Raw genomic sequence first — 20,043 nt, 5'->3', positions numbered from 1 at the left:
CCACTGTTGTTGAGAAAATGACGTGCGCATTCTTCCGTGATTTCCCCCTTGATGCAATGGGAAACATGAAAGAATAACGCAGGTTTTGTCGATTAATCTGTGCTTTGTTCTGCCAGTCTGGCGATTCGTTTTGCCATTCCGCGAAAAATAAACAGATGCGCGGGGATCATCAGTAACCAGTAAAACAGCCCCGGCATACCGTGCGGATGCCAGAATGCGCGAACATCGATAGTACGATAGTCACCTTTATCTTCCAGGGTAAAACACAGTCGTCCCAGCCCCGGCGCTTTCATGCCAAATAACAGCGTAAGTTGTTTTTCCGGTTCAACGACAATCACTTTCCAGCTATCCACCGCATCTCCGGTCTGCAAATATTCACGCTCCGGGCGGCCTTTCGCCAGCTTATGACCGATCGCGCGGTCCATCAACGCCCGGGTTTGCCACAAAATATTGCCAAAGAAATAACGCTCTTTACCGCCGATTTGATTCACCACCTGCCATAAAGCCGCAAGGCTGGCGGACGTTTTAACGGTAAACCCCGCCTGTTTGGCGAAATAACCGTACTCCGGTCGCCAGCGGGCAAAGGCCTGAGCGTCGTATCCCCAGTCGCTGGAGTTGACCAGCTTTTCTTCTTCTTTCAACGTGCGACGTACCGCGTCATCGAAAGCGATCAGCCGTTGTGGGATGAGTGCACGTAGCGCGGTGTCATCCGCCAGCAGATCATGTTTCAGCCCCTGAATCAACGCTTTGGCGGTGGTGGGCGGTACGGAGGTAATCACATTAAGAAACCACACCGAAATCCAGCGGGTGGGAAAGGGGATGGGGATTAACCAGCGGCGCTTACCGCTCACCGCCATAAAATGTTCAAACTGTTGCTGATAACTGAGCACCTCTGGTCCGGCGGCTTCGAAGATGCGGTGTTTGCTGGCCGGATGATCTAACAGCGCCACCAGATAGTGCAGCAAGTTTTCCAGCGCGATGGGCGTGGTGCGTGAACGAACCCAGCGTGGCGGTGTTAACACTGGCAGGTTGTAGACCATATCGCGCATGACTTCGAACGCTGCTGAACCTGCACCAACGATAATTCCGGCGCGCAATTCGGTCACCGGGACACCCGCTTCACGAAGAATATCCGCCGTAGCCTGACGGGCGCGCAGATGGTCCGACTGCTCGTGAGGCGGGGCCTGCAATGAACTGAGAAAGATTAATTGTTTAACCGGTGCTTCGCGCAGCGCATCGCGGACGTTAAGAGCTACCTGGCGTTCCTGAGCGATAAAATCACCGCCTTCGCCCATGCTGTGCACCAGAAAATAGACGGTATCGATATTCTGCAACAGGGCCGGAAGGTTATCCGGCCAGCTGAGATCGACTTTATGACAACTGACGTTTGCCAGTTGCAGCTTTTCAAGCCTGTCGACGTGACGTGCCGCCGCCAGGGTCTGATGCCCTTGTTGGCTAAGCGCGTGCACCAGATGCTGACCAATGTAGCCACTGGCACCGAGAACTAAAATGCGTTGCGGCACGTTTCGCTCCTTAACGCGCCAGGAAAGCGCGCCAGTGGGCTGCGACTTCTGCCAGTTGTTCACGCGAGACATCAAGATGGGTTACCAGGCGGACAATCGGCGAGGCGTTAATCAGTACGTTTCTCGCTTTCATGTATTCGCCTAACGCGGCAGCATTTTCTTGTCCGACGCGAACAAACAGCATATTGGTGTCCTGACGCATCACATCCGCGCCTGCTTCACGCAACTGCTCCGCCATCCAGGCTGCGTTGTCGTGGTCTTCCTGCAAGCGTGCGACGTTATTTTTCAGCGCATACATCCCTGCGGCAGCCAGAATGCCGGATTGACGCATCCCGCCGCCAGTCATTTTCCGCCAGCGGATGGCGCGTTTAATGTAATCACGATTGCCGACCAGTAATGAACCGACTGGCGTACCAAGACCTTTCGACAGACAAATGGTGAACGAATCACAATATTGCGTGATCTCTTTCAGTTCGCAGCCGTAAGCCACCACGGCATTAAAGATACGCGCACCGTCAACATGCAGTGCCAGATTGCGCTCGCGAGTAAATTCCCATGCTTCTTTCAGGTATTCCCGCGGCAGCACTTTTCCATTGTGGGTGTTTTCCAGACTGAGTAATTTGGTGCGGGCGAAATGGATATCGTCGGGTTTGATTTTCATCGCCACTTTATCCAGCGGTAGCGTACCGTCGGCGTCAGCATCGATGGGTTGCGGCTGAATACTGCCCAGCACCGCTGCGCCACCGGCTTCAAACAGATAGTTATGCGCGGCCTGACCGACAATATACTCTTCGCCGCGTTCGCAGTGACTGAGCAGCGCGACCAGGTTAGCCTGGGTGCCGGTAGGCAGAAAAATGGCGGCTTCTTTACCGGAAAGCTCAGCCGCATAGTCCTGCAGAGCATTAACGGTAGGGTCGTCTCCGTAAACGTCGTCCCCAACCGGGGCGGCCATCATTGCTTCGAGCATGGCGCGGCTCGGTCGGGTAACGGTATCACTGCGTAAATCAATCATGGCATGTCCTTATTATGACGGGAAATGCCACCCTTTTTACCTTAGCCAGTTCGTTTTCGCCAGTTCGATCACTTCGTCACCGCGTCCGCTGATGATTGCGCGCAACATATACAGGCTAAATCCTTTGGCCTGTTCGAGTTTGATCTGCGGCGGAATGGCTAACTCTTCTTTCGCGACTACCACATCCACCAGCACCGGGCCGTCGATGGAAAAGGCGCGTTGCAAGGCTTCATCGACTTCAGCGGCTTTTTCTACGCGGATGCCCGTAATACCGCACGCTTCAGCGATACGGGCAAAGTTGGTGTCGTGCAGTTCGGTGCCGTCTGTCAGGTAGCCTCCGGCTTTCATCTCCATCGCTACAAAGCCCAGCACGCTGTTGTTAAAGACGATAATTTTCACTGGCAGCTTCATTTGTACCACTGAGAGAAAATCGCCCATCAACATACTGAAACCACCATCACCGCACATGGCGACCACCTGACGTTCTGGCTCTGTCGCCTGAGCACCCAGCGCCTGCGGCATGGCGTTGGCCATTGAACCGTGGTTAAACGAACCTAACAGGCGGCGCTTGCCGTTCATTTTCAGATAACGCGCCGCCCATACCGTTGGTGTGCCGACATCACAGGTGAAAATGGCGTCATCGGCAGCAAAATGGCTAATTTGCTGCGCCAGATATTGCGGGTGAATGGCTTTCTCACTCGGTTTAGCTAAATCGTCCAGCCCTTTGCGGGCATCGCGGTAATCTTCCAGCGCTTTATCCAGAAATTTTCGATCGGTTTTTTCTTCCACTAAAGGCAGCAATGCACGCAGAGTCGATTTGATATCACCGACCAGTGCCATATCCACCTTACTGTGCGCGCCGATGCTGGCCGGGTTGATATCAATCTGAATAATTTTGGCATCGGTCGGGTAGAACGCACGGTAGGGGAATTGGGTGCCGAGCAGCACTAACGTGTCGGCGTTCATCATGGTATGAAAACCTGACGAGAAGCCGATTAATCCCGTCATTCCGACATCATACGGATTATCGTATTCGACATGTTCTTTACCGCGCAGGGCATGAACAATTGGCGCTTTAATTTTTCCGGCAAACTCGACGAGCTCTTTATGCGCCCCCGCGCAGCCGCTACCGCACATCAGGGCGATATTGCTTGAGTAACGCAGCAGTTGCGCCAGTTTGCGTAACTCTTCTTCTTCAGGTGTGACAACGGGTAAGGGGGCGTGATACCAGTGGGTAGTTGCCCCTTCCGGTGCAGGTTTTAGCGCCACGTCGCCCGGTAAAACGACAACCGAAACGCCACGGTTTAGCACCGCTTTACGCATAGCAATCGCCAGCACTTGTGGGATCTGCTCCGGGCTGGAAACCAGCTCGCAATAATGGCTACATTCACGGAATAACTCTTGCGGGTGGGTTTCCTGGAAATAGCCGCTGCCAATTTCGCTGGAAGGGATATGAGCGGCAATTGCCAGTACCGGAACGTGATTACGGTGACAATCGAACAAACCGTTGATTAAGTGCAGGTTGCCAGGTCCGCATGATCCGGCGCAGACCGCCAGTTCCCCGCTAAGTTGGGCTTCAGCGCCAGCGGCAAAGGCCGCCACTTCTTCATGACGGGTGGACATCCACTCTATGGTGCCCATGCGATTAAGACTGTCGCTAAGACCGTTCAGAGAGTCGCCCGTGACTCCCCAAATGCGTTTTACCCCTGCTGATTCGAGTGTTTTGGCGATATAAGCTGCAACCGTTTGTTTCATGGTTCTCCATCTCCTGAATGTGATAACGGTAACAAGTTTAGTTCATCTGACGGAGGGGGAAGAGATGGGAGAAAAATGAGGCACTAACGGTTAAACTGCCCGATGACAGGTATATCATCGGGCATAATACGATTATGCGAGAACCAAATCCCCCTGCGGATGGCAGGAGCAGGCCAGTACATAACCTTCTGCGATTTCGGCGTCGGTCAGCGTCATCGTGCTGCTCACCGTATATTCACCGGAAACTACTTTCGTCTTACAGCAGCCGCAAACACCTGCACGGCAGGCGGCGACAACCGGAACTTTGTTGCTTTCCAAAGCCTCCAGCAGTGTGGTGCCAACAGGTGCGTAAAATTCTTGCGCCGGTTGCAGTTTGGTGAATTTCAGACCGCTGGTTGCTGCTTCCGCCACTGGCGTAAAGAACTTCTCTTTAAAGAAACGCGTCACGCCGAGCGCTTTCACTTCCTGCTCTACCCAATCCATATACGGAGCCGGGCCACAGGTCATCACAGTACGAGAGGCTAAATCAGGAACGCTTGTCAGCAGTTCACGTGTCAGACGTCCGGCAACGAAACCCTCGGTAACGTTATTTTCCGCCACCAGTGTCACCGGATAGTCACGCCATTCATCGGCGAAAATAACATCCTGCGGCGTACGCACGTTGTAGATCACCTGCACATCAGCCTGCGGGCGATTTTTCGCCAGCCAGCGACGCATCGACATAATCGGTGTGACACCGCAGCCGGCCGCCAGCAACAGGAATTTATCTTCTGCTTTATCGTCGCAGGTAAATTCCCCCATCGCGTCCGAAAGCCAGAGGTAGTCACCGCGTTTTACATCGCGGGTCAGCCACTGGGAACCGACACCGTCATCAATCCGCCGCACGGTCAGAGTGATGTATTCACTCACGCCTGGCGTGGAGGAAATGGTGTAAGCACGCAGCGTTTCCGCTGAGTTACGCACGCTGACCAGCGCATATTGCCCGGCGCGATACGGGTAGTAATCGTGGCAAATCAGGGAAATCGTCCACACATCCGGCGTTTCTTGCGTAATGTGATGAACCTGCATCCGCCACGGGCATTGATTGGTTGGCATCGTCATCGACAAACTCCTTACGCGCTCAACAGTTGCTTCATGTCTTCTTCAACAGTGGTGATAGAACGCAGGCCGAATTTCTCGTTCAGTACCGCCAGCAGGTCTGGCGTCAGGAAGCCAGGTGCAGTCGGGCCGGTAACGATATTTTTCACGCCCAAAGAAAGCAGCGTCAGCAGAATAACAATCGCTTTTTGTTCGAACCAGGAGAGTACCAGCGACAACGGCAGATCGTTGACACCGCAGCCCAGTTTTTCTGCCAAAGTGACAGCCAGAATAATCGCTGAGTAAGCATCGTTACATTGACCAGCATCTACCAGACGCGGCAGACCTTCGATATCGCCGAACTCAAGTTTGTTAAAGCGATATTTACCGCAGGCGAGAGTCAGGATCAGGCAGTCATCTGGCACGCTGGTGGCGAAATCGGTGAAGTAGTGGCGCTCGCCGCGTGCGCCGTCACAGCCACCGAGCAGGAAGATATGACGCAGTTTTTCACGGCTCACCAGATCAATCAGCGTATCCGCCGCGCCAAGCAGCGTCTGACGACCAAAGCCCACGGTGATCAGGTGCGGAATTTCGCTGTACGGGAAGCCCGCCATTTGTTGTGCCTGGGCAATAACTGCTGAGAAATCATCAGCATCCAGATGACGCACACCCGGCCAGCCAACGATGCTGCGGGTCCAGATACGATCGTCATAAGCCCCTACGGTTGGGTCGATGATGCAGTTCGAGGTCATCACGATAGGTCCAGGGAAGCGAGCGAACTCTACTTGCTGATTCTGCCAGCCGCTGCCGTAGTTACCGACCAGATGCTTGAATTTACGCAGCTCCGGGTAGCCGTGGGCAGGCAGCATTTCGCCGTGAGTGTAGACATTAACGCCCGTGCCTTCGGTCTGTTCCAGCAAGTTGTAGAGATCTTTGAGATCGTGACCGGAAATCAGAATGCATTTACCCGCCGTCGCTTTGACGTTGACCTGAGTTGGCGTCGGGTGACCGTATTTACCGGTTTCGCCTGCGTCCAGAATGCTCATCACTTTGAAGTTCATCTGGCCGATTTCCATGGAGCACTCGAGAAGTGCGTTCATATCGGCAGGCCAGGTACCCAGCCATGCCATGATTTTATGGTACTGGGCGTAAATATCGTTGTCATATTGACCGAGAACGTGCGCGTGTTCCATATAGGCGGCAGCACCTTTCAGGCCATACAGGCAGAGCAGACGCAGGCCGAGAATGTTTTCGCCAATCGCCGCTTTATCTTTATTGGGAGTAAATTCCGCCGCCTGACGTTGCAGCTCGCCGAGATCGTCACTCACCAGTTGCAGGTCAGCCATCGGGTTATCGACGCGGGCGTTGGCATCTACAGCCAGGCACTGTGCTTTCAGCGCCTCACGCAGGGCAATTGCTTCACGGGCGTAGCCGACAATACGCGGAGAATCGAAATTAACGTTGGTCAGGGTTGAGAAAAATGCGCGCGGCGCGAAGCTGTCAACGTCATGGTTGATGATGCCGTATTCACGCGCTTTTACTGCCCAGGCCGAAAGCCCTTGCAGCGCCGCGATGAGTAAATCCTGAAGGTCAGAGGTTTCCGCCGTTTTACCACACATCCCCTGCGCGTATGAGCAGCCGTTTCCTGCCGGAGTACGGATAGTTTGTTCACATTGCACACAAAACATGATCACACCTTTTAAAGTTATATTTAATATACATGTTTAAGGTTAAGACGCTTAACGCGGGGATAAAAGGGATTTTTCATGCAACTTTAAGGGAGATTGATTTAGCGCAATTTTGGCGGCAGGGATCTACCGCCAGAGAGGTATTATGCAGAGAAAAAGGCGATGAGGATCGGCACTAACAGGCTAAGAATAAAACCGTGAACAATCGCCGCCGGGACCATATCCAGCCCGCCAGTACGTTGAAGAACGGGCAGGGTGAAATCCATCGACGTCGCACCGCATAAGCCCAGTGCAGTCGAGCGGCTACGGCGAATCAGCCCAGGGATCAACATAATAGCAATCAGCTCACGGGCCAAATCATTAAAAAACGCCGCGCTCCCGATTACCGGACCAAAAGATTCGGTCAATAAAATACCGGAAAGAGAATACCAGCCGAAACCGGAGGCCATTGCCAGCGCGGTATTGATGGGAAGATCAAGAATAAAGGCGTTAATTAAACCACCAATTAATGAACTGGCAACCACCACCACGGCGACAATCATTCCCCGGCGATTAAGGACAATCTGCTTTAAGGTCATGCCATTATTGCGCAACTGAATACCGACGAGGAAAAGTAGCAGAATTAACGTGTATTCGCTGGCTTCCGTAGCGTGTTGTAAGAAACCTAATCCGCTAAGGCCAATAGCAAAGCCAATCACCACCACACCGCAGAGCTTGAGGGACTCCAGCGCCATCGCAATACGCGACGGGAGTTTTTCTTGCTGATGGTGGTTGCGCCACGGTAGGCCTCGCTCCAGCCACATCAGGGCGGCAATATTACACAGTAAAATAACGGTAATACTGACGGCGGAATAATGCAGAATCGCCAACAGGTTACTGGCGAGGTTATCGAGAAACGCCAGACTGATACCCATAAAAAAGAGAATAAGGTAAACCATCCAGCTTAATAGCTGATTAATAACCTTTAATGCAGCTTTTTGGCGAAGCGGAATGAGGTAACCCACAATCAGGGGAACCAGAATGATTAACAGCCCAGAAAACATGAAAACCCAGTCCTTGCAAAGAAGATTCGAAATGCGCGATGACACACTACTGAAAGCAGAAGGACGAGTAAAGTTGCAATTAAAAGGAAATGTTATGCATAAGGATCGGTAGGGTATTCATTTTCATTTAAAGATATTCTTGCGCTTTAATTACAAACCGCACCGGTGTTGGTGGCGTCAAAATCGCCGAGGTGTTCCCTGAAGGCCGGGGCAGCCCACATGGATGTGGGCTGAGGGCGCGTTTTACCGGGATGTTACCTCGCGCCCGACCCGGTAGCCGCAAGGGATAAGTCGAGGGCACCGCGCAGCGGCGATTTTGTTCGCCAGAGCCCGGGGGTGCAGGGGGCGGCGGCGATTGGCCGCCCCCTGCGCGCTCCCTGCGCCAGTGACTATATGTGGCTTAACACATCAAGGAGCGCAACAGGAAGATGAATCAATATATTTAAAAAAGGCCTGACATTGCGCCAGGCCTTCTGCGTTAATTAATTACGTTTTTCCAGCAGAGTCCGGTAAATCAGACCACCGATAATGCCGCCGACAATTGGCACCACCCAGAAGAACCACAGTTGTTCTAACGCCCAGCCGCCCTGGAAGATGGCAACCGCAGTACTGCGCGCCGGGTTAACGGAAGTGTTAGTCACCGGAATACTGATTAAGTGAATCAGCGTTAATGCCAGACCAATGGCAATTGGTGCAAAACCCGCCGGAGCGAATTTGTCGGTTGCGCCGTGGATCACCAGCAAGAAACCTGCACTCAATACCAGTTCAACTACCAGCGCGGAAAGCATGGAATAACCGCCTGGTGAATGCTCGCCATAACCGTTAGAAGCAAAACCGCTGGCTACCGCGTCAAATCCCGTTTTACCACTGGCAATTAAATACAGCAGCGCCGCTGCAACAATACCGCCGACAACCTGGGCAATTACGTAGCCAACGACTTCTTTTGCCGGAAAACGTCCGCCAGCCCATAAGCCAATAGTGACCGCCGGGTTAAAATGACCACCAGAAATATGACCAACAGCGAAGGCCATCGTCAGAACGGTTAAACCGAATGCCAGCGCCACGCCGGTAAAACCAATACCTAATTCCGGGAAGCCTGCGGCCAGTACGGCACTACCACAGCCACCAAAAACAAGCCAGAAAGTACCAAAACATTCAGCTGCTAATTTTCTGAACATATCCACCTCAATTAAAAATTGACCCTGTGAAAAATATGGTCGTTTTATAGGGTCGTCGTAAAAAAGTGACGACGGAAATAATGCGCGGCTATTTTAAAAACGAAGGCGAGTCATTCACCAGATAAATAAATCCAGTAAATTTGATTTAGGGCAACAGCGGGTTGCCCCATATAGTCATTTGTCTGATTGACAGTGTAGTGCAAGCAAAAGATTTAATCCTTTAGGCGTAATAAAAAATAATTTATCATGCTAATTATTTGATTTTGTTGTTTTTGCAGACTTATCAGCAAGAGGGAGTATAACGCGATTATTCGCTCATTTTTCAGACATTTGCCATGCTTAAATGTGATGTCATCACGTATTAGCAAGGCCTTTCCCGTTATACTGCCAGCGTAAAGGATAAGTCACATATTTCTGGAGGGGATATGATTCTTGAGCGCGTTGAAATTGTGGGTTTTCGCGGTATCAACCGTTTATCGTTGATGCTGGAACAAAACAACGTCCTGATTGGGGAGAACGCGTGGGGTAAATCCAGCTTGCTGGACGCCTTAACCCTGCTGCTATCGCCAGAATCAGATCTCTACCATTTTGAGCGCGACGATTTCTGGTTTCCGCCGGGAGATATCAACGGGCGGGAACATCATCTGCATATTATTTTGACCTTCCGCGAATCGCTGCCAGGCCGTCATCGGGTACGCCGCTATCGACCGTTGGAAGCATGCTGGACGCCATGCACCGATGGTTATCATCGAATTTTTTATCGCCTGGAAGGGGAGAGTGCGGAAGATGGCAGTGTGATGACACTCCGCAGTTTTCTCGATAAAGACGGACATCCGATTGATGTCGAGGATATTAACGATCAGGCACGCCATCTGGTGCGTTTAATGCCGGTGTTGCGCTTGCGTGATGCCCGTTTTATGCGCCGTATTCGTAACGGCACGGTGCCAAATGTCCCTAATGTGGAAGTCACCGCGCGCCAGCTCGATTTCCTCGCCCGTGAATTATCCTCACATCCGCAAAATCTCTCTGATGGACAGATTCGTCAGGGACTTTCCGCAATGGTGCAGCTGCTTGAGCATTATTTCTCTGAGCAGGGGGCCGGACAGGCGCGATATCGTTTAATGCGGCGGCGAGCCAGTAATGAGCAACGAAGCTGGCGCTATCTGGATATCATCAACCGGATGATTGACCGGCCTGGAGGGCGCTCGTATCGGGTTATTTTGCTCGGCCTGTTTGCTACTTTATTGCAGGCAAAAGGCACATTGCGACTGGATAAAGACGCCCGTCCATTGTTGCTGATCGAAGATCCAGAAACCCGTTTACACCCCATTATGCTTTCAGTTGCCTGGCATCTGTTGAATCTTCTGCCATTGCAGCGCATTGCCACCACCAACTCGGGTGAGTTGCTTTCGTTAACGCCGGTAGAGCATGTTTGCCGTCTGGTACGTGAGTCCTCTCGCGTTGCAGCCTGGCGTCTGGGTCCGAGTGGCTTGAGTACCGAAGACAGCCGACGTATCTCTTTCCACATTCGTTTTAACCGTCCGTCATCGCTGTTTGCTCGCTGCTGGCTGCTGGTGGAAGGCGAAACGGAAACCTGGGTTATCAATGAACTGGCGCGTCAGTGTGGACATCATTTTGATGCCGAAGGGATCAAGGTCATTGAGTTTGCCCAGTCCGGGCTAAAGCCACTGGTTAAATTCGCCCGTCGAATGGGGATTGAATGGCATGTGCTGGTCGATGGCGATGAAGCCGGGAAGAAGTATGCCGCTACGGTACGCAGCCTGTTGAATAACGATCGGGAAGCCGAACGAGAACATTTAACGGCGTTACCGGCGCTGGATATGGAACATTTTATGTATCGCCAGGGATTTTCTGATGTGTTCCACCGCGTGGCGCAGATCCCGGAAAATGTGCCGATGAATTTGCGCAAAATTATCTCGAAAGCGATCCATCGCTCTTCCAAACCCGATCTTGCCATTGAAGTGGCAATGGAGGCCGGCCGTCGTGGTGTGGATTCCGTACCGACGCTGCTGAAAAAAATGTTCTCACGCGTGCTGTGGCTGGCGCGCGGTCGCGCGGATTAACCGCGAAACATCGTGGCCATTTGTGGCTGAATAGCGTCGAGCATCTCATAGCGCCGACGATATTCAGCCCGTTTTTTACTGGCGATTTCGGCAATCTCTTTTCGTGCTATCTGTGCCGGAAGGCGGTAATGGCGTTCAGCATCACATACGCCGCCAACCGACTCCCAGAACGCGTTGTAATCAGCATGGATTTTGCCTTCTTTATCGCGATAACGCAGGCTGCGGTAAATATGTGTTTCATTGCTGACGGCAATGATCTGCTCTACCTGCAAACGTTGGGCAAACAGACAGGCCGCTTCCATCACAAGGCGTTTGGGAAATAGCCCGTGGCAGGCTTTCGTCGCATTCTGGATTTCCTGATGTGGAATTTCCCATTTCGCACCTTGCAGCCCGCCAATAAACATTGTTCTTTTCCCCTGGTATTCACACAGAGTAAAGGTGATCTCTGCCAGAGGAATACCTTCGCTGTTGCGGAACAGGATTGTGCTGTCACCTTCTTTATCCATTGAGATCATCATGGTCAGCTCAAGTGTGAACTGCTCGCCGTTTTTGCCTTCCAGCTTCGCCAGTTGCAGCCCGGGAGTATTCAAATATAAGCTGAATTCTTCTGCCGACATGCAGGCACGAAGCAATGCATAATGGTAACGTAACGCCTCCAGCAATTGCTTGCGGCTAAGATTCGCCGCAAGGTAAGGGCGATGCAGACGCACAGGCAGTCGCGGCTGGCGCGTTAACAACACATGGAGATTCGGCCAGTGGGAAAGTTCGTTCATCCACTCAACGCTTAAACGCGGCATAATCAACGAGCGCAGCAAAAATTTCTGGCGAAAACTACGGCGATGCCAAAATTTACCCGGCCGACACTGTCCACGTGCCAGACTAAGAAAAAGTGACAGGCTGCTGAGAGAGTCAGATGGCGTAAAGGTCCGTTCAGTTAGCTGCGACATATTCATGAAATCAATGGTTATACATAACGTCGATTTCACCATGGCGTATCTTAACCAAACATCAATAGTGTGATTACTAACGTAAATTTTAGGGTTTTGTTGATATTTCGTTGAAGTTAATGACCCGGATTGGCATATGGAGTATTCAGAATATTTATGAAAAAGCGGAAAACCGTGAAGAAGCGTTACGTTATTGCGCTGGTGATAATCATTGCCGGACTGATTGCGTTATGGAGAATTCTTAACGCACCCGTGCCGACTTATCAGACGCTGATTGTGCGCCCCGGTGATTTACAGCAAAGCGTGCTGGCGACCGGAAAGCTGGACGCGCTGCGTAAGGTTGACGTGGGTGCACAGGTCAGCGGTCAGTTGAAAACGCTGTCGGTGGCGATTGGCGATAAAGTAAAAAAAGACCAGCTTTTAGGGGTTATTGATCCTGAACAAGCTGAAAACCAGATCAAGGAGGTGGAAGCAACGCTGATGGAGCTACGCGCGCAGCGGCAGCAGGCGGAAGCGGAGCTGAAACTGGCGCGGGTGACGTATTCCCGTCAGCAACGTCTTGCACAAACGCAGGCGGTTTCACAGCAGGATCTCGATACTGCCGCGACGGAGATGGCTGTGAAACAGGCGCAAATTGGCACCATTGACGCGCAAATCAAGCGCAATCAGGCCTCACTCGATACGGCTAAAACCAATCTCGATTACACCCGCATCGTTGCCCCGATGGCCGGGGAAGTCACGCAAATCACCACTCTGCAAGGCCAGACGGTGATTGCCGCACAACAAGCACCGAACATTCTGACGCTGGCAGATATGAGCACCATGCTGGTAAAAGCGCAGGTTTCTGAAGCGGATGTAATCCACCTGAAGCCGGGGCAAAAAGCCTGGTTTACGGTGCTTGGCGATCCGCTGACGCGCTATGAGGGGCAAATCAAGGATGTGCTACCGACGCCGGAAAAGGTTAACGACGCTATTTTCTATTACGCCCGTTTTGAAGTACCCAACCCCAATGGTTTGCTGCGGCTGGATATGACCGCGCAAGTGCATATTCAGCTCACCGATGTGAAAAATGTGCTGACGATCCCTCTGTCGGCGTTAGGCGATCCGGTTGGCGATAATCGTTATAAAGTCAAATTGTTGCGTAATGGTGAAACACGCGAGCGTGAAGTGACGATTGGCGCACGTAACGATACCGATGTTGAGATTGTCAAAGGGCTGGAAGCGGGCGATGAAGTGGTGATTGGTGAGGCCAAACCAGGAGCTGCACAATGACGCCCTTGCTCGAATTAAAGGATATTCGTCGCAGCTATCCTGCCGGTGATGAGCAGGTTGAGGTGCTGAAGGGCATCACCCTCGATATTTATGCTGGTGAGATGGTGGCGATTGTCGGCGCTTCGGGTTCCGGTAAATCGACCCTGATGAATATTCTCGGCTGCCTGGATAAGGCCACCAGCGGCACCTATCGCGTCGCCGGTCAGGATGTTGCCATGCTGGACGCCGATGCGCTGGCGCAACTGCGTCGCGAACACTTCGGCTTTATTTTCCAGCGTTACCATTTGCTTTCACATTTAACCGCCGAGCAGAACGTTGAAGTACCCGCCGTCTATGCCGGTCTTGAGCGGAAACAGCGGTTGCTTCGCGCCCAGGAGTTACTGCAACGACTGGGGCTGGAAGACCGTACAGAGTATTACCCGGCACAGCTTTCGGGTGGTCAGCAACAGCGCGTCAGCATCGCGCGGGCATTGATGAACGGCGGTCAGGTAATTCTTGCCGATGAACCAACCGGCGCACTGGACAGTCATTCTGGCGAAGAGGTGATGGCGATCCTGCATCAGCTGCGCGATCGCGGGCATACGGTGATTATCGTTACCCACGATCCGCAGGTCGCTGCTCAGGCCGAGCGGGTGATCGAAATTCGCGACGGCGAAATTGTGCGCAATCCTCCCGCCATTGAAAAAGTGAATGTTGCTGGCGGGACGGAGCCTGTTATCAATACGGCGTCTGGCTGGCGGCAGTTTGTCAGCGGTTTTAACGAGGCGCTGACGATGGCGTGGCGGGCGCTGGCAGCGAATAAAATGCGTACTTTACTGACCATGCTGGGGATTATTATCGGTATTGCGTCGGTGGTTTCCATTGTCGTGGTCGGCGACGCCGCCAAACAAATGGTGCTGGCGGATATTCGTTCTATTGGTACGAATACTATTGATGTCTATCCCGGGAAAGATTTTGGCGATGACGATCCGCAATATCAGCAGGCGCTGAAGTACGACGACTTAATCGCCATCCAAAAACAACCGTGGGTCGCCTCAGCCACACCTGCCGTCTCGCAAAATCTGCGCCTGCGTTATAACAATGTCGATGTGGCTGCCAGTGCCAATGGCGTGAGCGGCGATTATTTTAATGTCTATGGCATGACCTTCAGTGAAGGGAACACCTTTAATCAGGAGCAGCTGAACGGTCGTGCGCAGGTGGTGGTTCTCGACAGTAATACTCGCCGCCAGCTTTTCCCCCATAAAGCAGATGTGGTTGGCGAGGTGATTCTGGTCGGCAATATGCCCGCCAGAGTCATTGGTGTGGCGGAAGAAAAACAGTCGATGTTTGGTAGCAGTAAAGTGCTGCGTGTCTGGCTACCTTACAGCACGATGTCCGGGCGAGTTATGGGCCAGTCGTGGCTGAACTCCATTACTGTCAGGGTGAAAGAAGGATTTGACAGCGCTGAGGCGGAACAGCAACTCACGCGTTTACTTTCACTGCGCCACGGTAAGAAGGATTTCTTTACCTGGAACATGGACGGCGTCTTGAAAACCGTTGAAAAGACCACACGTACTTTACAACTGTTTCTGACGCTGGTGGCGGTGATTTCGCTGGTGGTGGGCGGTATTGGTGTAATGAATATTATGCTGGTGTCAGTGACCGAGCGGACGCGGGAAATTGGCATTCGCATGGCTGTAGGTGCGCGAGCAAGCGATGTTTTGCAACAGTTTCTGATCGAAGCCGTGCTGGTTTGTCTGGTCGGCGGTGCGTTGGGAATAACACTGTCACTGTTAATTGCTTTCACCTTGCAGCTTTTCTTACCCGGTTGGGAGATCGGTTTTTCACCGTTGGCGCTGCTGCTGGCGTTTCTCTGCTCGACGGTCACCGGGATTTTATTTGGCTGGTTACCCGCACGAAATGCGGCACGACTGGATCCAGTAGATGCTTTGGCACGAGAGTAATTTTTGAGATAAAAATGCCAGCCGATCGGGCTGGCATTTTGCCTGTAGGATGTACACAATGAGACAGAAGAGCTATGCGACTGCCGCTTCTACTTCGACGGGCACAATAACACTGGCGTGATTGCCTTTTGGCCCCTGGTGGACATCAAACTGAACGGATTGTCCAGCTTTTAGCGTTCTGTAACCATCCATCTGAATGGTGGAATAATGAGCGAAAATATCTTCGCCGCCGCCTTCAGGGCAGATGAAACCAAACCCTTTGGCATTGTTGAACCACTTAACAGTACCCTTTTCCATGCTTCGACATCCTTCGCAAATCTTATACAAGTAAGATGGAATAAACCGGGGTCAGAGAGGGGGCTGTTCAAAACCTCGCCAACTCTAGAAATACAATTTAGAGAATTAGGGCGAGCCGTCAAGCATTTGACAGGGGCCAGGGGGCAGGTATGAATCAAAAATTTGAAGCAGTTAACGCTATTGACAGGAATGTGACAGATGTCGCTGATGCCAACGATAGATGATAGTTATCTATCATGTGGAGTAGATTGGTCAGGCAAATAAGCTCTTGTCAGCGGCAGGGCGTTCTGCCGATAACCGTAACCGAAGATGATAACTGACAATGGGTAAAACGAACGACTGGCTGGACTTTGATCAACTGGCGGAAGAAAAAGTTCGCGACGCGCTAAAACCGCCATCTATGTATAAAGTGATATTAGTCAATGATGATTACACTCCGATGGAGTTTGTTATTGACGTGTTACAAAAATTCTTTTCTTATGATGTAGAACGTGCAACGCAATTGATGCTCGCTGTTCACTACCAGGGGAAGGCCATTTGCGGAGTCTTTACCGCCGAGGTTGCAGAAACCAAAGTGGCGATGGTGAACAAGTACGCGAGGGAGAATGAGCATCCATTGCTGTGTACGCTAGAAAAAGCCTGAATGCAGGCATAAAAATTGGGGGAGGTGCCTATGCTCAATCAAGAACTGGAACTCAGTTTAAATATGGCTTTCGCCAGAGCGCGCGAGCACCGTCATGAGTTTATGACCGTCGAGCACTTGTTACTGGCGCTGCTCAGTAACCCATCTGCCCGGGAGGCGCTGGAAGCGTGTTCCGTGGATTTGGTTGCGCTCCGTCAGGAACTGGAAGCCTTTATTGAACAAACCACACCCGTTCTGCCTGCCAGTGAAGAGGAGCGCGACACACAGCCAACGCTGAGTTTTCAGCGTGTACTGCAACGTGCGGTCTTCCATGTCCAGTCCTCCGGTCGCAATGAGGTTACCGGTGCAAACGTTCTGGTCGCTATCTTTAGCGAACAGGAGTCGCAGGCGGCATATCTGTTGCGCAAACATGAAGTCAGCCGTCTCGATGTGGTGAACTTTATCTCTCATGGCACGCGTAAAGACGAGCCGACACAGTCTTCTGATCCTGGCAGCCAGCCAAACAGCGAAGAACAAGCTGGTGGGGAGGAACGTATGGAGAATTTCACGACGAACCTGAATCAGCTTGCGCGTGTGGGCGGAATCGACCCACTGATTGGTCGTGAGAAGGAGCTGGAGCGTGCTATTCAGGTTCTCTGCCGTCGCCGTAAAAACAACCCGCTGCTGGTGGGGGAATCCGGTGTCGGCAAAACCGCGATTGCGGAAGGTCTTGCCTGGCGAATTGTTCAGGGCGATGTGCCGGAAGTGATGGCTGACTGTACGATTTACTCTCTCGATATCGGTTCTCTGTTAGCGGGCACAAAATATCGCGGCGACTTTGAAAAACGTTTTAAAGCGTTGCTCAAGCAGCTGGAGCAGGACACTAACAGCATCCTGTTTATTGATGAGATCCACACCATTATCGGTGCGGGGGCAGCCTCTGGTGGTCAGGTTGATGCGGCTAACCTGATCAAACCGTTGCTCTCAAGCGGTAAAATTCGCGTAATTGGTTCGACAACCTATCAGGAGTTCAGCAACATTTTCGAGAAAGACCGTGCTTTGGCGCGTCGCTTCCAGAAAATTGATATTACTGAACCGTCGATTGAAGAAACCGTACAGATCATCAACGGCCTGAAACCGAAGTACGAAGCGCACCATGACGTGCGTTATACCGCAAAAGCGGTGCGTGCAGCGGTAGAGCTGGCGGTGAAATACATTAACGATCGTCATCTGCCGGATAAAGCCATTGACGTTATCGACGAAGCGGGCGCTCGCGCACGCCTGATGCCGGTAAGCAAACGCAAGAAAACCGTTAATGTGGCGGATATTGAGTCCGTGGTGGCCCGTATTGCGCGCATTCCAGAGAAGAGTGTTTCTCAGAGTGACCGCGATACCCTGAAAAACCTCAGCGATCGCCTGAAAATGCTGGTCTTCGGTCAGGATAAAGCCATTGAGGCGCTGACTGAAGCCATTAAGATGGCGCGTGCAGGTTTAGGTCACGAACATAAACCAGTCGGTTCGTTCCTGTTTGCCGGCCCTACCGGGGTCGGGAAAACAGAGGTGACGGTACAGCTTTCGAAAGCTTTGGGCATTGAGCTTCTGCGCTTTGATATGTCCGAGTATATGGAACGCCATACCGTCAGCCGTCTGATTGGTGCGCCTCCGGGATACGTTGGTTTTGATCAGGGCGGTTTGCTGACTGATGCGGTCATCAAGCATCCTCATGCGGTGCTGCTGCTGGACGAAATCGAGAAAGCGCACCCGGACGTGTTCAATATTCTGTTGCAGGTGATGGACAACGGTACGCTGACCGATAACAACGGACGCAAAGCGGACTTCCGTAACGTGGTGCTGGTGATGACCACTAATGCCGGGGTACGGGAAACTGAGCGTAAATCCATTGGTCTTATCCACCAGGATAACAGCACCGATGCGATGGAAGAGATCAAGAAGATCTTTACACCGGAATTCCGTAACCGTCTCGACAACATTATCTGGTTCGATCATCTGTCAACCGACGTGATCCATCAGGTGGTGGATAAGTTCATCGTCGAGTTGCAGGTTCAGCTGGATCAGAAAGGTGTTTCCCTGGAAGTGAGTCAGGAAGCGCGTAACTGGCTGGCCGAGAAAGGTTACGACCGGGCGATGGGCGCACGTCCGATGGCGCGTGTCATCCAGGACAACCTGAAAAAACCGCTCGCCAACGAACTGTTGTTTGGTTCGCTGGTGGACGGCGGTCAGGTGACGGTTGCGCTGGATAAAGAGAAAAATGAGCTGACTTACGGATTTCAGAGTGCACAAAAGCACAAGGCGGAAGCAGCGCATTAATCTGATGGCGAAGGAAAAATGCCTGATGCGCTGCGCTTATCAGGCCTACAAGGTAACTGCAATCTGTTGAATTTGCATGATTTTGTAGGTCGGATAAGGTGAACACGCCGCATCTGACATAAACAAATCGCACGTTGTCAACAATCTGAGTCCGTAATCCAATATGGGGTTACGGGCTTTTTTTGTGCTTCGGTGGAGCAGATTTGACCTTTTTTTGTGGGGGTGACGTAAGTTATTGATAATAATATTCGCTGGGATATAGGGATAAAAAAGGGTCTGAGCGGGGAATATTGATGGTTTCGCTTTATTAACAACGGGTTAAGCGTGTAGTATTTGAGTTCACTGCCGGACAGGCAGCTAAAATGCGAAAATAGCTCGTACTTTCCTACGAGCTCTTTCTTGAATATGGCGGTGAGGCGGGGATTGACTCGCTTCGCTCGCCCTGCGGGCAGCCCGTTCACTGCGTTCGCGGTCTGTCCAACTGGCTGTCGCCAGTTGTCGAACCCCGGTCCGGGCTTCTCATCCCCGCCAGACTGTGCAACATGCGAAAAAAAAGCCCGTACTTTCGTACGAGCTCTTTCTTGAATATGGCGGTGAGGCGGGGATTCGAACCCCGGATACGTTGCCGTATACACACTTTCCAGGCGTGCTCCTTCAGCCACTCGGACACCTCACCAAATTGTTTTGCTGCCTGACCTCATGGGGGGCAACGGGGCGCTACTATAGGGAGTTGGAGTAAAACGGTCAAGAAGAATTTTACTGACAATTCTCGTTTGCTCATACTGTAAACAAGTTGTGCAGTATATCTACATCGAGACAAGTTATGTACTTATACTTCCAACGTTCTTCGTACAAAATAAAAAGGCCGGTTAAACCGACCTTTTACTCGTTCTTTCTCTTCGCCCATCAGGCGGTAAAACAATCAGCGACTACGGAAGACAATGCGGCCTTTGCTCAGGTCGTACGGGGTCAGCTCAACAGTCACTTTGTCGCCCGTCAGGATGCGGATGTAGTTTTTACGCATTTTACCGGAGATGTGTGCAGTAACCACGTGACCGTTTTCTAACTCTACGCGGAACATGGTGTTAGGCAACGTTTCAAGAACGGTACCTTGCATTTCAATATTGTCTTCTTTGGCCATCTAATCCTCTGGGGTATCACTACCGTAATTTGAACCGGCAAGATAATGCCGAAGTTCTGTAAATAAGTAAAGATTTGCGCGCTAAATCGCAACAAACAGGTTCGGCACATTACTCCGAAAACACACGGCTAAG

16 protein-coding genes and 1 tRNA gene are annotated in these 20,043 nt (G+C 51.9%); 6 read left to right on the top strand and 11 right to left on the bottom strand.

Annotated features, from left to right (window positions below):
* Positions 1-92: 92 nt before the first annotated feature.
* The 7 genes from BEB42_RS01465 to aqpZ all read right to left on the bottom strand — a co-directional run bounded on the left by BEB42_RS01465 (position 93) and on the right by aqpZ (position 9,276).
* On the bottom strand, positions 93-1,523 hold the full coding sequence (locus BEB42_RS01465; protein ID WP_001136503.1) for an SDR family oxidoreductase: 1,431 nt from the start codon (positions 1,521-1,523) through the stop codon (positions 93-95).
* A 10-nt stretch (positions 1,524-1,533) separates the two neighbouring features.
* The gene (gene ltaE / locus BEB42_RS01460; protein ID WP_000566406.1) at positions 1,534-2,535 is read right to left on the bottom strand and encodes a low-specificity L-threonine aldolase; all 1,002 of its coding nucleotides are present in this window, start codon (positions 2,533-2,535) and stop codon (positions 1,534-1,536) included.
* 36 nt (positions 2,536-2,571) lie between these two features.
* On the bottom strand, positions 2,572-4,290 hold the full coding sequence (gene poxB, locus BEB42_RS01455) for a ubiquinone-dependent pyruvate dehydrogenase (protein WP_000815345.1): 1,719 nt from the start codon (positions 4,288-4,290) through the stop codon (positions 2,572-2,574).
* A 132-nt stretch (positions 4,291-4,422) separates the two neighbouring features.
* Complete coding sequence (gene hcr / locus BEB42_RS01450) at positions 4,423-5,391, bottom strand: NADH oxidoreductase (RefSeq protein WP_000178670.1); 969 nt, start codon at positions 5,389-5,391, stop codon at positions 4,423-4,425.
* 11 nt (positions 5,392-5,402) lie between these two features.
* Positions 5,403-7,055, bottom strand: coding sequence for a hydroxylamine reductase (gene hcp, locus BEB42_RS01445; protein ID WP_000458808.1), 1,653 nt, complete (start codon positions 7,053-7,055; stop codon positions 5,403-5,405).
* A 143-nt stretch (positions 7,056-7,198) separates the two neighbouring features.
* Positions 7,199-8,098: an L-lysine exporter LysO gene (gene lysO, locus BEB42_RS01440; RefSeq protein ID WP_000491128.1), complete on the bottom strand. Its 900-nt coding sequence runs from the start codon at positions 8,096-8,098 to the stop codon at positions 7,199-7,201.
* Positions 8,099-8,580: 482 nt separating this feature from the next.
* The gene (gene aqpZ / locus BEB42_RS01430; protein ID WP_074501056.1) at positions 8,581-9,276 is read right to left on the bottom strand and encodes an aquaporin Z; all 696 of its coding nucleotides are present in this window, start codon (positions 9,274-9,276) and stop codon (positions 8,581-8,583) included.
* Between the two features lie 425 nt (positions 9,277-9,701).
* Here aqpZ and BEB42_RS01425 point away from each other — a divergent pair, with 425 nt between their 5' ends.
* The gene (locus BEB42_RS01425) at positions 9,702-11,360 is read left to right on the top strand and encodes an ATP-dependent endonuclease (protein ID WP_000599806.1); all 1,659 of its coding nucleotides are present in this window, start codon (positions 9,702-9,704) and stop codon (positions 11,358-11,360) included.
* Here BEB42_RS01425 and BEB42_RS01420 read toward each other — a convergent pair.
* Positions 11,357-12,313 (bottom strand): VirK/YbjX family protein, encoded by a 957-nt coding sequence (locus tag BEB42_RS01420; protein ID WP_138984021.1) that lies wholly within the window; start codon positions 12,311-12,313, stop codon positions 11,357-11,359. The two genes, BEB42_RS01425 and BEB42_RS01420, sit on opposite strands and share 4 nt — an antisense overlap.
* 150 nt (positions 12,314-12,463) lie before the next feature.
* Here BEB42_RS01420 and macA point away from each other — a divergent pair, with 150 nt between their 5' ends.
* Together macA and macB are read left to right on the top strand one after the other, a co-directional pair.
* Positions 12,464-13,579: a macrolide transporter subunit MacA gene (gene macA, locus BEB42_RS01415; RefSeq protein ID WP_000746440.1), complete on the top strand. Its 1,116-nt coding sequence runs from the start codon at positions 12,464-12,466 to the stop codon at positions 13,577-13,579.
* On the top strand, positions 13,576-15,522 hold the full coding sequence (gene macB, locus BEB42_RS01410) for a macrolide ABC transporter ATP-binding protein/permease MacB (protein WP_000188164.1): 1,947 nt from the start codon (positions 13,576-13,578) through the stop codon (positions 15,520-15,522). Before macA ends, macB begins: the two co-directional genes overlap by 4 nt.
* Positions 15,523-15,594: 72 nt before the next feature.
* Here the strand turns inward: macB and cspD are convergent, their stop codons facing one another.
* The gene (gene cspD / locus BEB42_RS01405; RefSeq protein WP_000410785.1) at positions 15,595-15,819 is read right to left on the bottom strand and encodes a cold shock-like protein CspD; all 225 of its coding nucleotides are present in this window, start codon (positions 15,817-15,819) and stop codon (positions 15,595-15,597) included.
* Between the two features lie 149 nt (positions 15,820-15,968).
* On the opposite strand from cspD, the gene yljB reads away from it, so the two are divergent.
* The 3 genes from yljB to clpA all read left to right on the top strand — a co-directional run bounded on the left by yljB (position 15,969) and on the right by clpA (position 18,769).
* Positions 15,969-16,043 (top strand): protein YljB, encoded by a 75-nt coding sequence (gene yljB, locus BEB42_RS26610; protein WP_001406719.1) that lies wholly within the window; start codon positions 15,969-15,971, stop codon positions 16,041-16,043.
* A 98-nt stretch (positions 16,044-16,141) separates the two neighbouring features.
* The gene (gene clpS / locus BEB42_RS01400; protein WP_000520781.1) at positions 16,142-16,462 is read left to right on the top strand and encodes an ATP-dependent Clp protease adapter ClpS; all 321 of its coding nucleotides are present in this window, start codon (positions 16,142-16,144) and stop codon (positions 16,460-16,462) included.
* Positions 16,463-16,492: 30 nt separating this feature from the next.
* Positions 16,493-18,769: an ATP-dependent Clp protease ATP-binding subunit ClpA gene (clpA, locus tag BEB42_RS01395; RefSeq protein ID WP_000934050.1), complete on the top strand. Its 2,277-nt coding sequence runs from the start codon at positions 16,493-16,495 to the stop codon at positions 18,767-18,769.
* Between the two features lie 588 nt (positions 18,770-19,357).
* Here clpA and BEB42_RS01390 read toward each other — a convergent pair.
* Positions 19,358-19,445, bottom strand: a tRNA-Ser gene (locus tag BEB42_RS01390).
* Between the two features lie 246 nt (positions 19,446-19,691).
* Entirely contained in the window at positions 19,692-19,910 is a 219-nt protein-coding gene (gene infA / locus BEB42_RS01385) for a translation initiation factor IF-1 (RefSeq protein WP_001040187.1), read from the bottom strand.
* Positions 19,911-20,043: the final 133 nt, after the last annotated feature.

Origin of the sequence: Escherichia sp. MOD1-EC5990, from assembly GCF_002965285.1 — a bacterium.
GTDB classification, from domain to species: domain Bacteria; phylum Pseudomonadota; class Gammaproteobacteria; order Enterobacterales; family Enterobacteriaceae; genus Escherichia; species Escherichia coli_F.
This window is presented reverse-complemented; position numbering and strand designations above follow the sequence as displayed.

What these genes read in the sequence shown, in the direction of transcription:
- infA (WP_001040187.1), bottom strand. Translation starts at nt 19,910, where the DNA reads ATGGCCAAAGAAGACAATATTGAAATGCAAGGTACCGTTCTTGAAACG.
- macB (WP_000188164.1), top strand. Translation starts at nt 13,576, where the DNA reads ATGACGCCCTTGCTCGAATTAAAGGATATTCGTCGCAGCTATCCTGCC.
- ltaE (WP_000566406.1), bottom strand. Translation starts at nt 2,535, where the DNA reads ATGATTGATTTACGCAGTGATACCGTTACCCGACCGAGCCGCGCCATG.
- clpS (WP_000520781.1), top strand. Translation starts at nt 16,142, where the DNA reads ATGGGTAAAACGAACGACTGGCTGGACTTTGATCAACTGGCGGAAGAA.
- macA (WP_000746440.1), top strand. Translation starts at nt 12,464, where the DNA reads ATGAAAAAGCGGAAAACCGTGAAGAAGCGTTACGTTATTGCGCTGGTG.
- aqpZ (WP_074501056.1), bottom strand. Translation starts at nt 9,276, where the DNA reads ATGTTCAGAAAATTAGCAGCTGAATGTTTTGGTACTTTCTGGCTTGTT.
- cspD (WP_000410785.1), bottom strand. Translation starts at nt 15,819, where the DNA reads ATGGAAAAGGGTACTGTTAAGTGGTTCAACAATGCCAAAGGGTTTGGT.
- poxB (WP_000815345.1), bottom strand. Translation starts at nt 4,290, where the DNA reads ATGAAACAAACGGTTGCAGCTTATATCGCCAAAACACTCGAATCAGCA.
- hcr (WP_000178670.1), bottom strand. Translation starts at nt 5,391, where the DNA reads ATGACGATGCCAACCAATCAATGCCCGTGGCGGATGCAGGTTCATCAC.
- hcp (WP_000458808.1), bottom strand. Translation starts at nt 7,055, where the DNA reads ATGTTTTGTGTGCAATGTGAACAAACTATCCGTACTCCGGCAGGAAAC.
- lysO (WP_000491128.1), bottom strand. Translation starts at nt 8,098, where the DNA reads ATGTTTTCTGGGCTGTTAATCATTCTGGTTCCCCTGATTGTGGGTTAC.
- BEB42_RS01425 (WP_000599806.1), top strand. Translation starts at nt 9,702, where the DNA reads ATGATTCTTGAGCGCGTTGAAATTGTGGGTTTTCGCGGTATCAACCGT.
- BEB42_RS01420 (WP_138984021.1), bottom strand. Translation starts at nt 12,313, where the DNA reads ATGAATATGTCGCAGCTAACTGAACGGACCTTTACGCCATCTGACTCT.
- clpA (WP_000934050.1), top strand. Translation starts at nt 16,493, where the DNA reads ATGCTCAATCAAGAACTGGAACTCAGTTTAAATATGGCTTTCGCCAGA.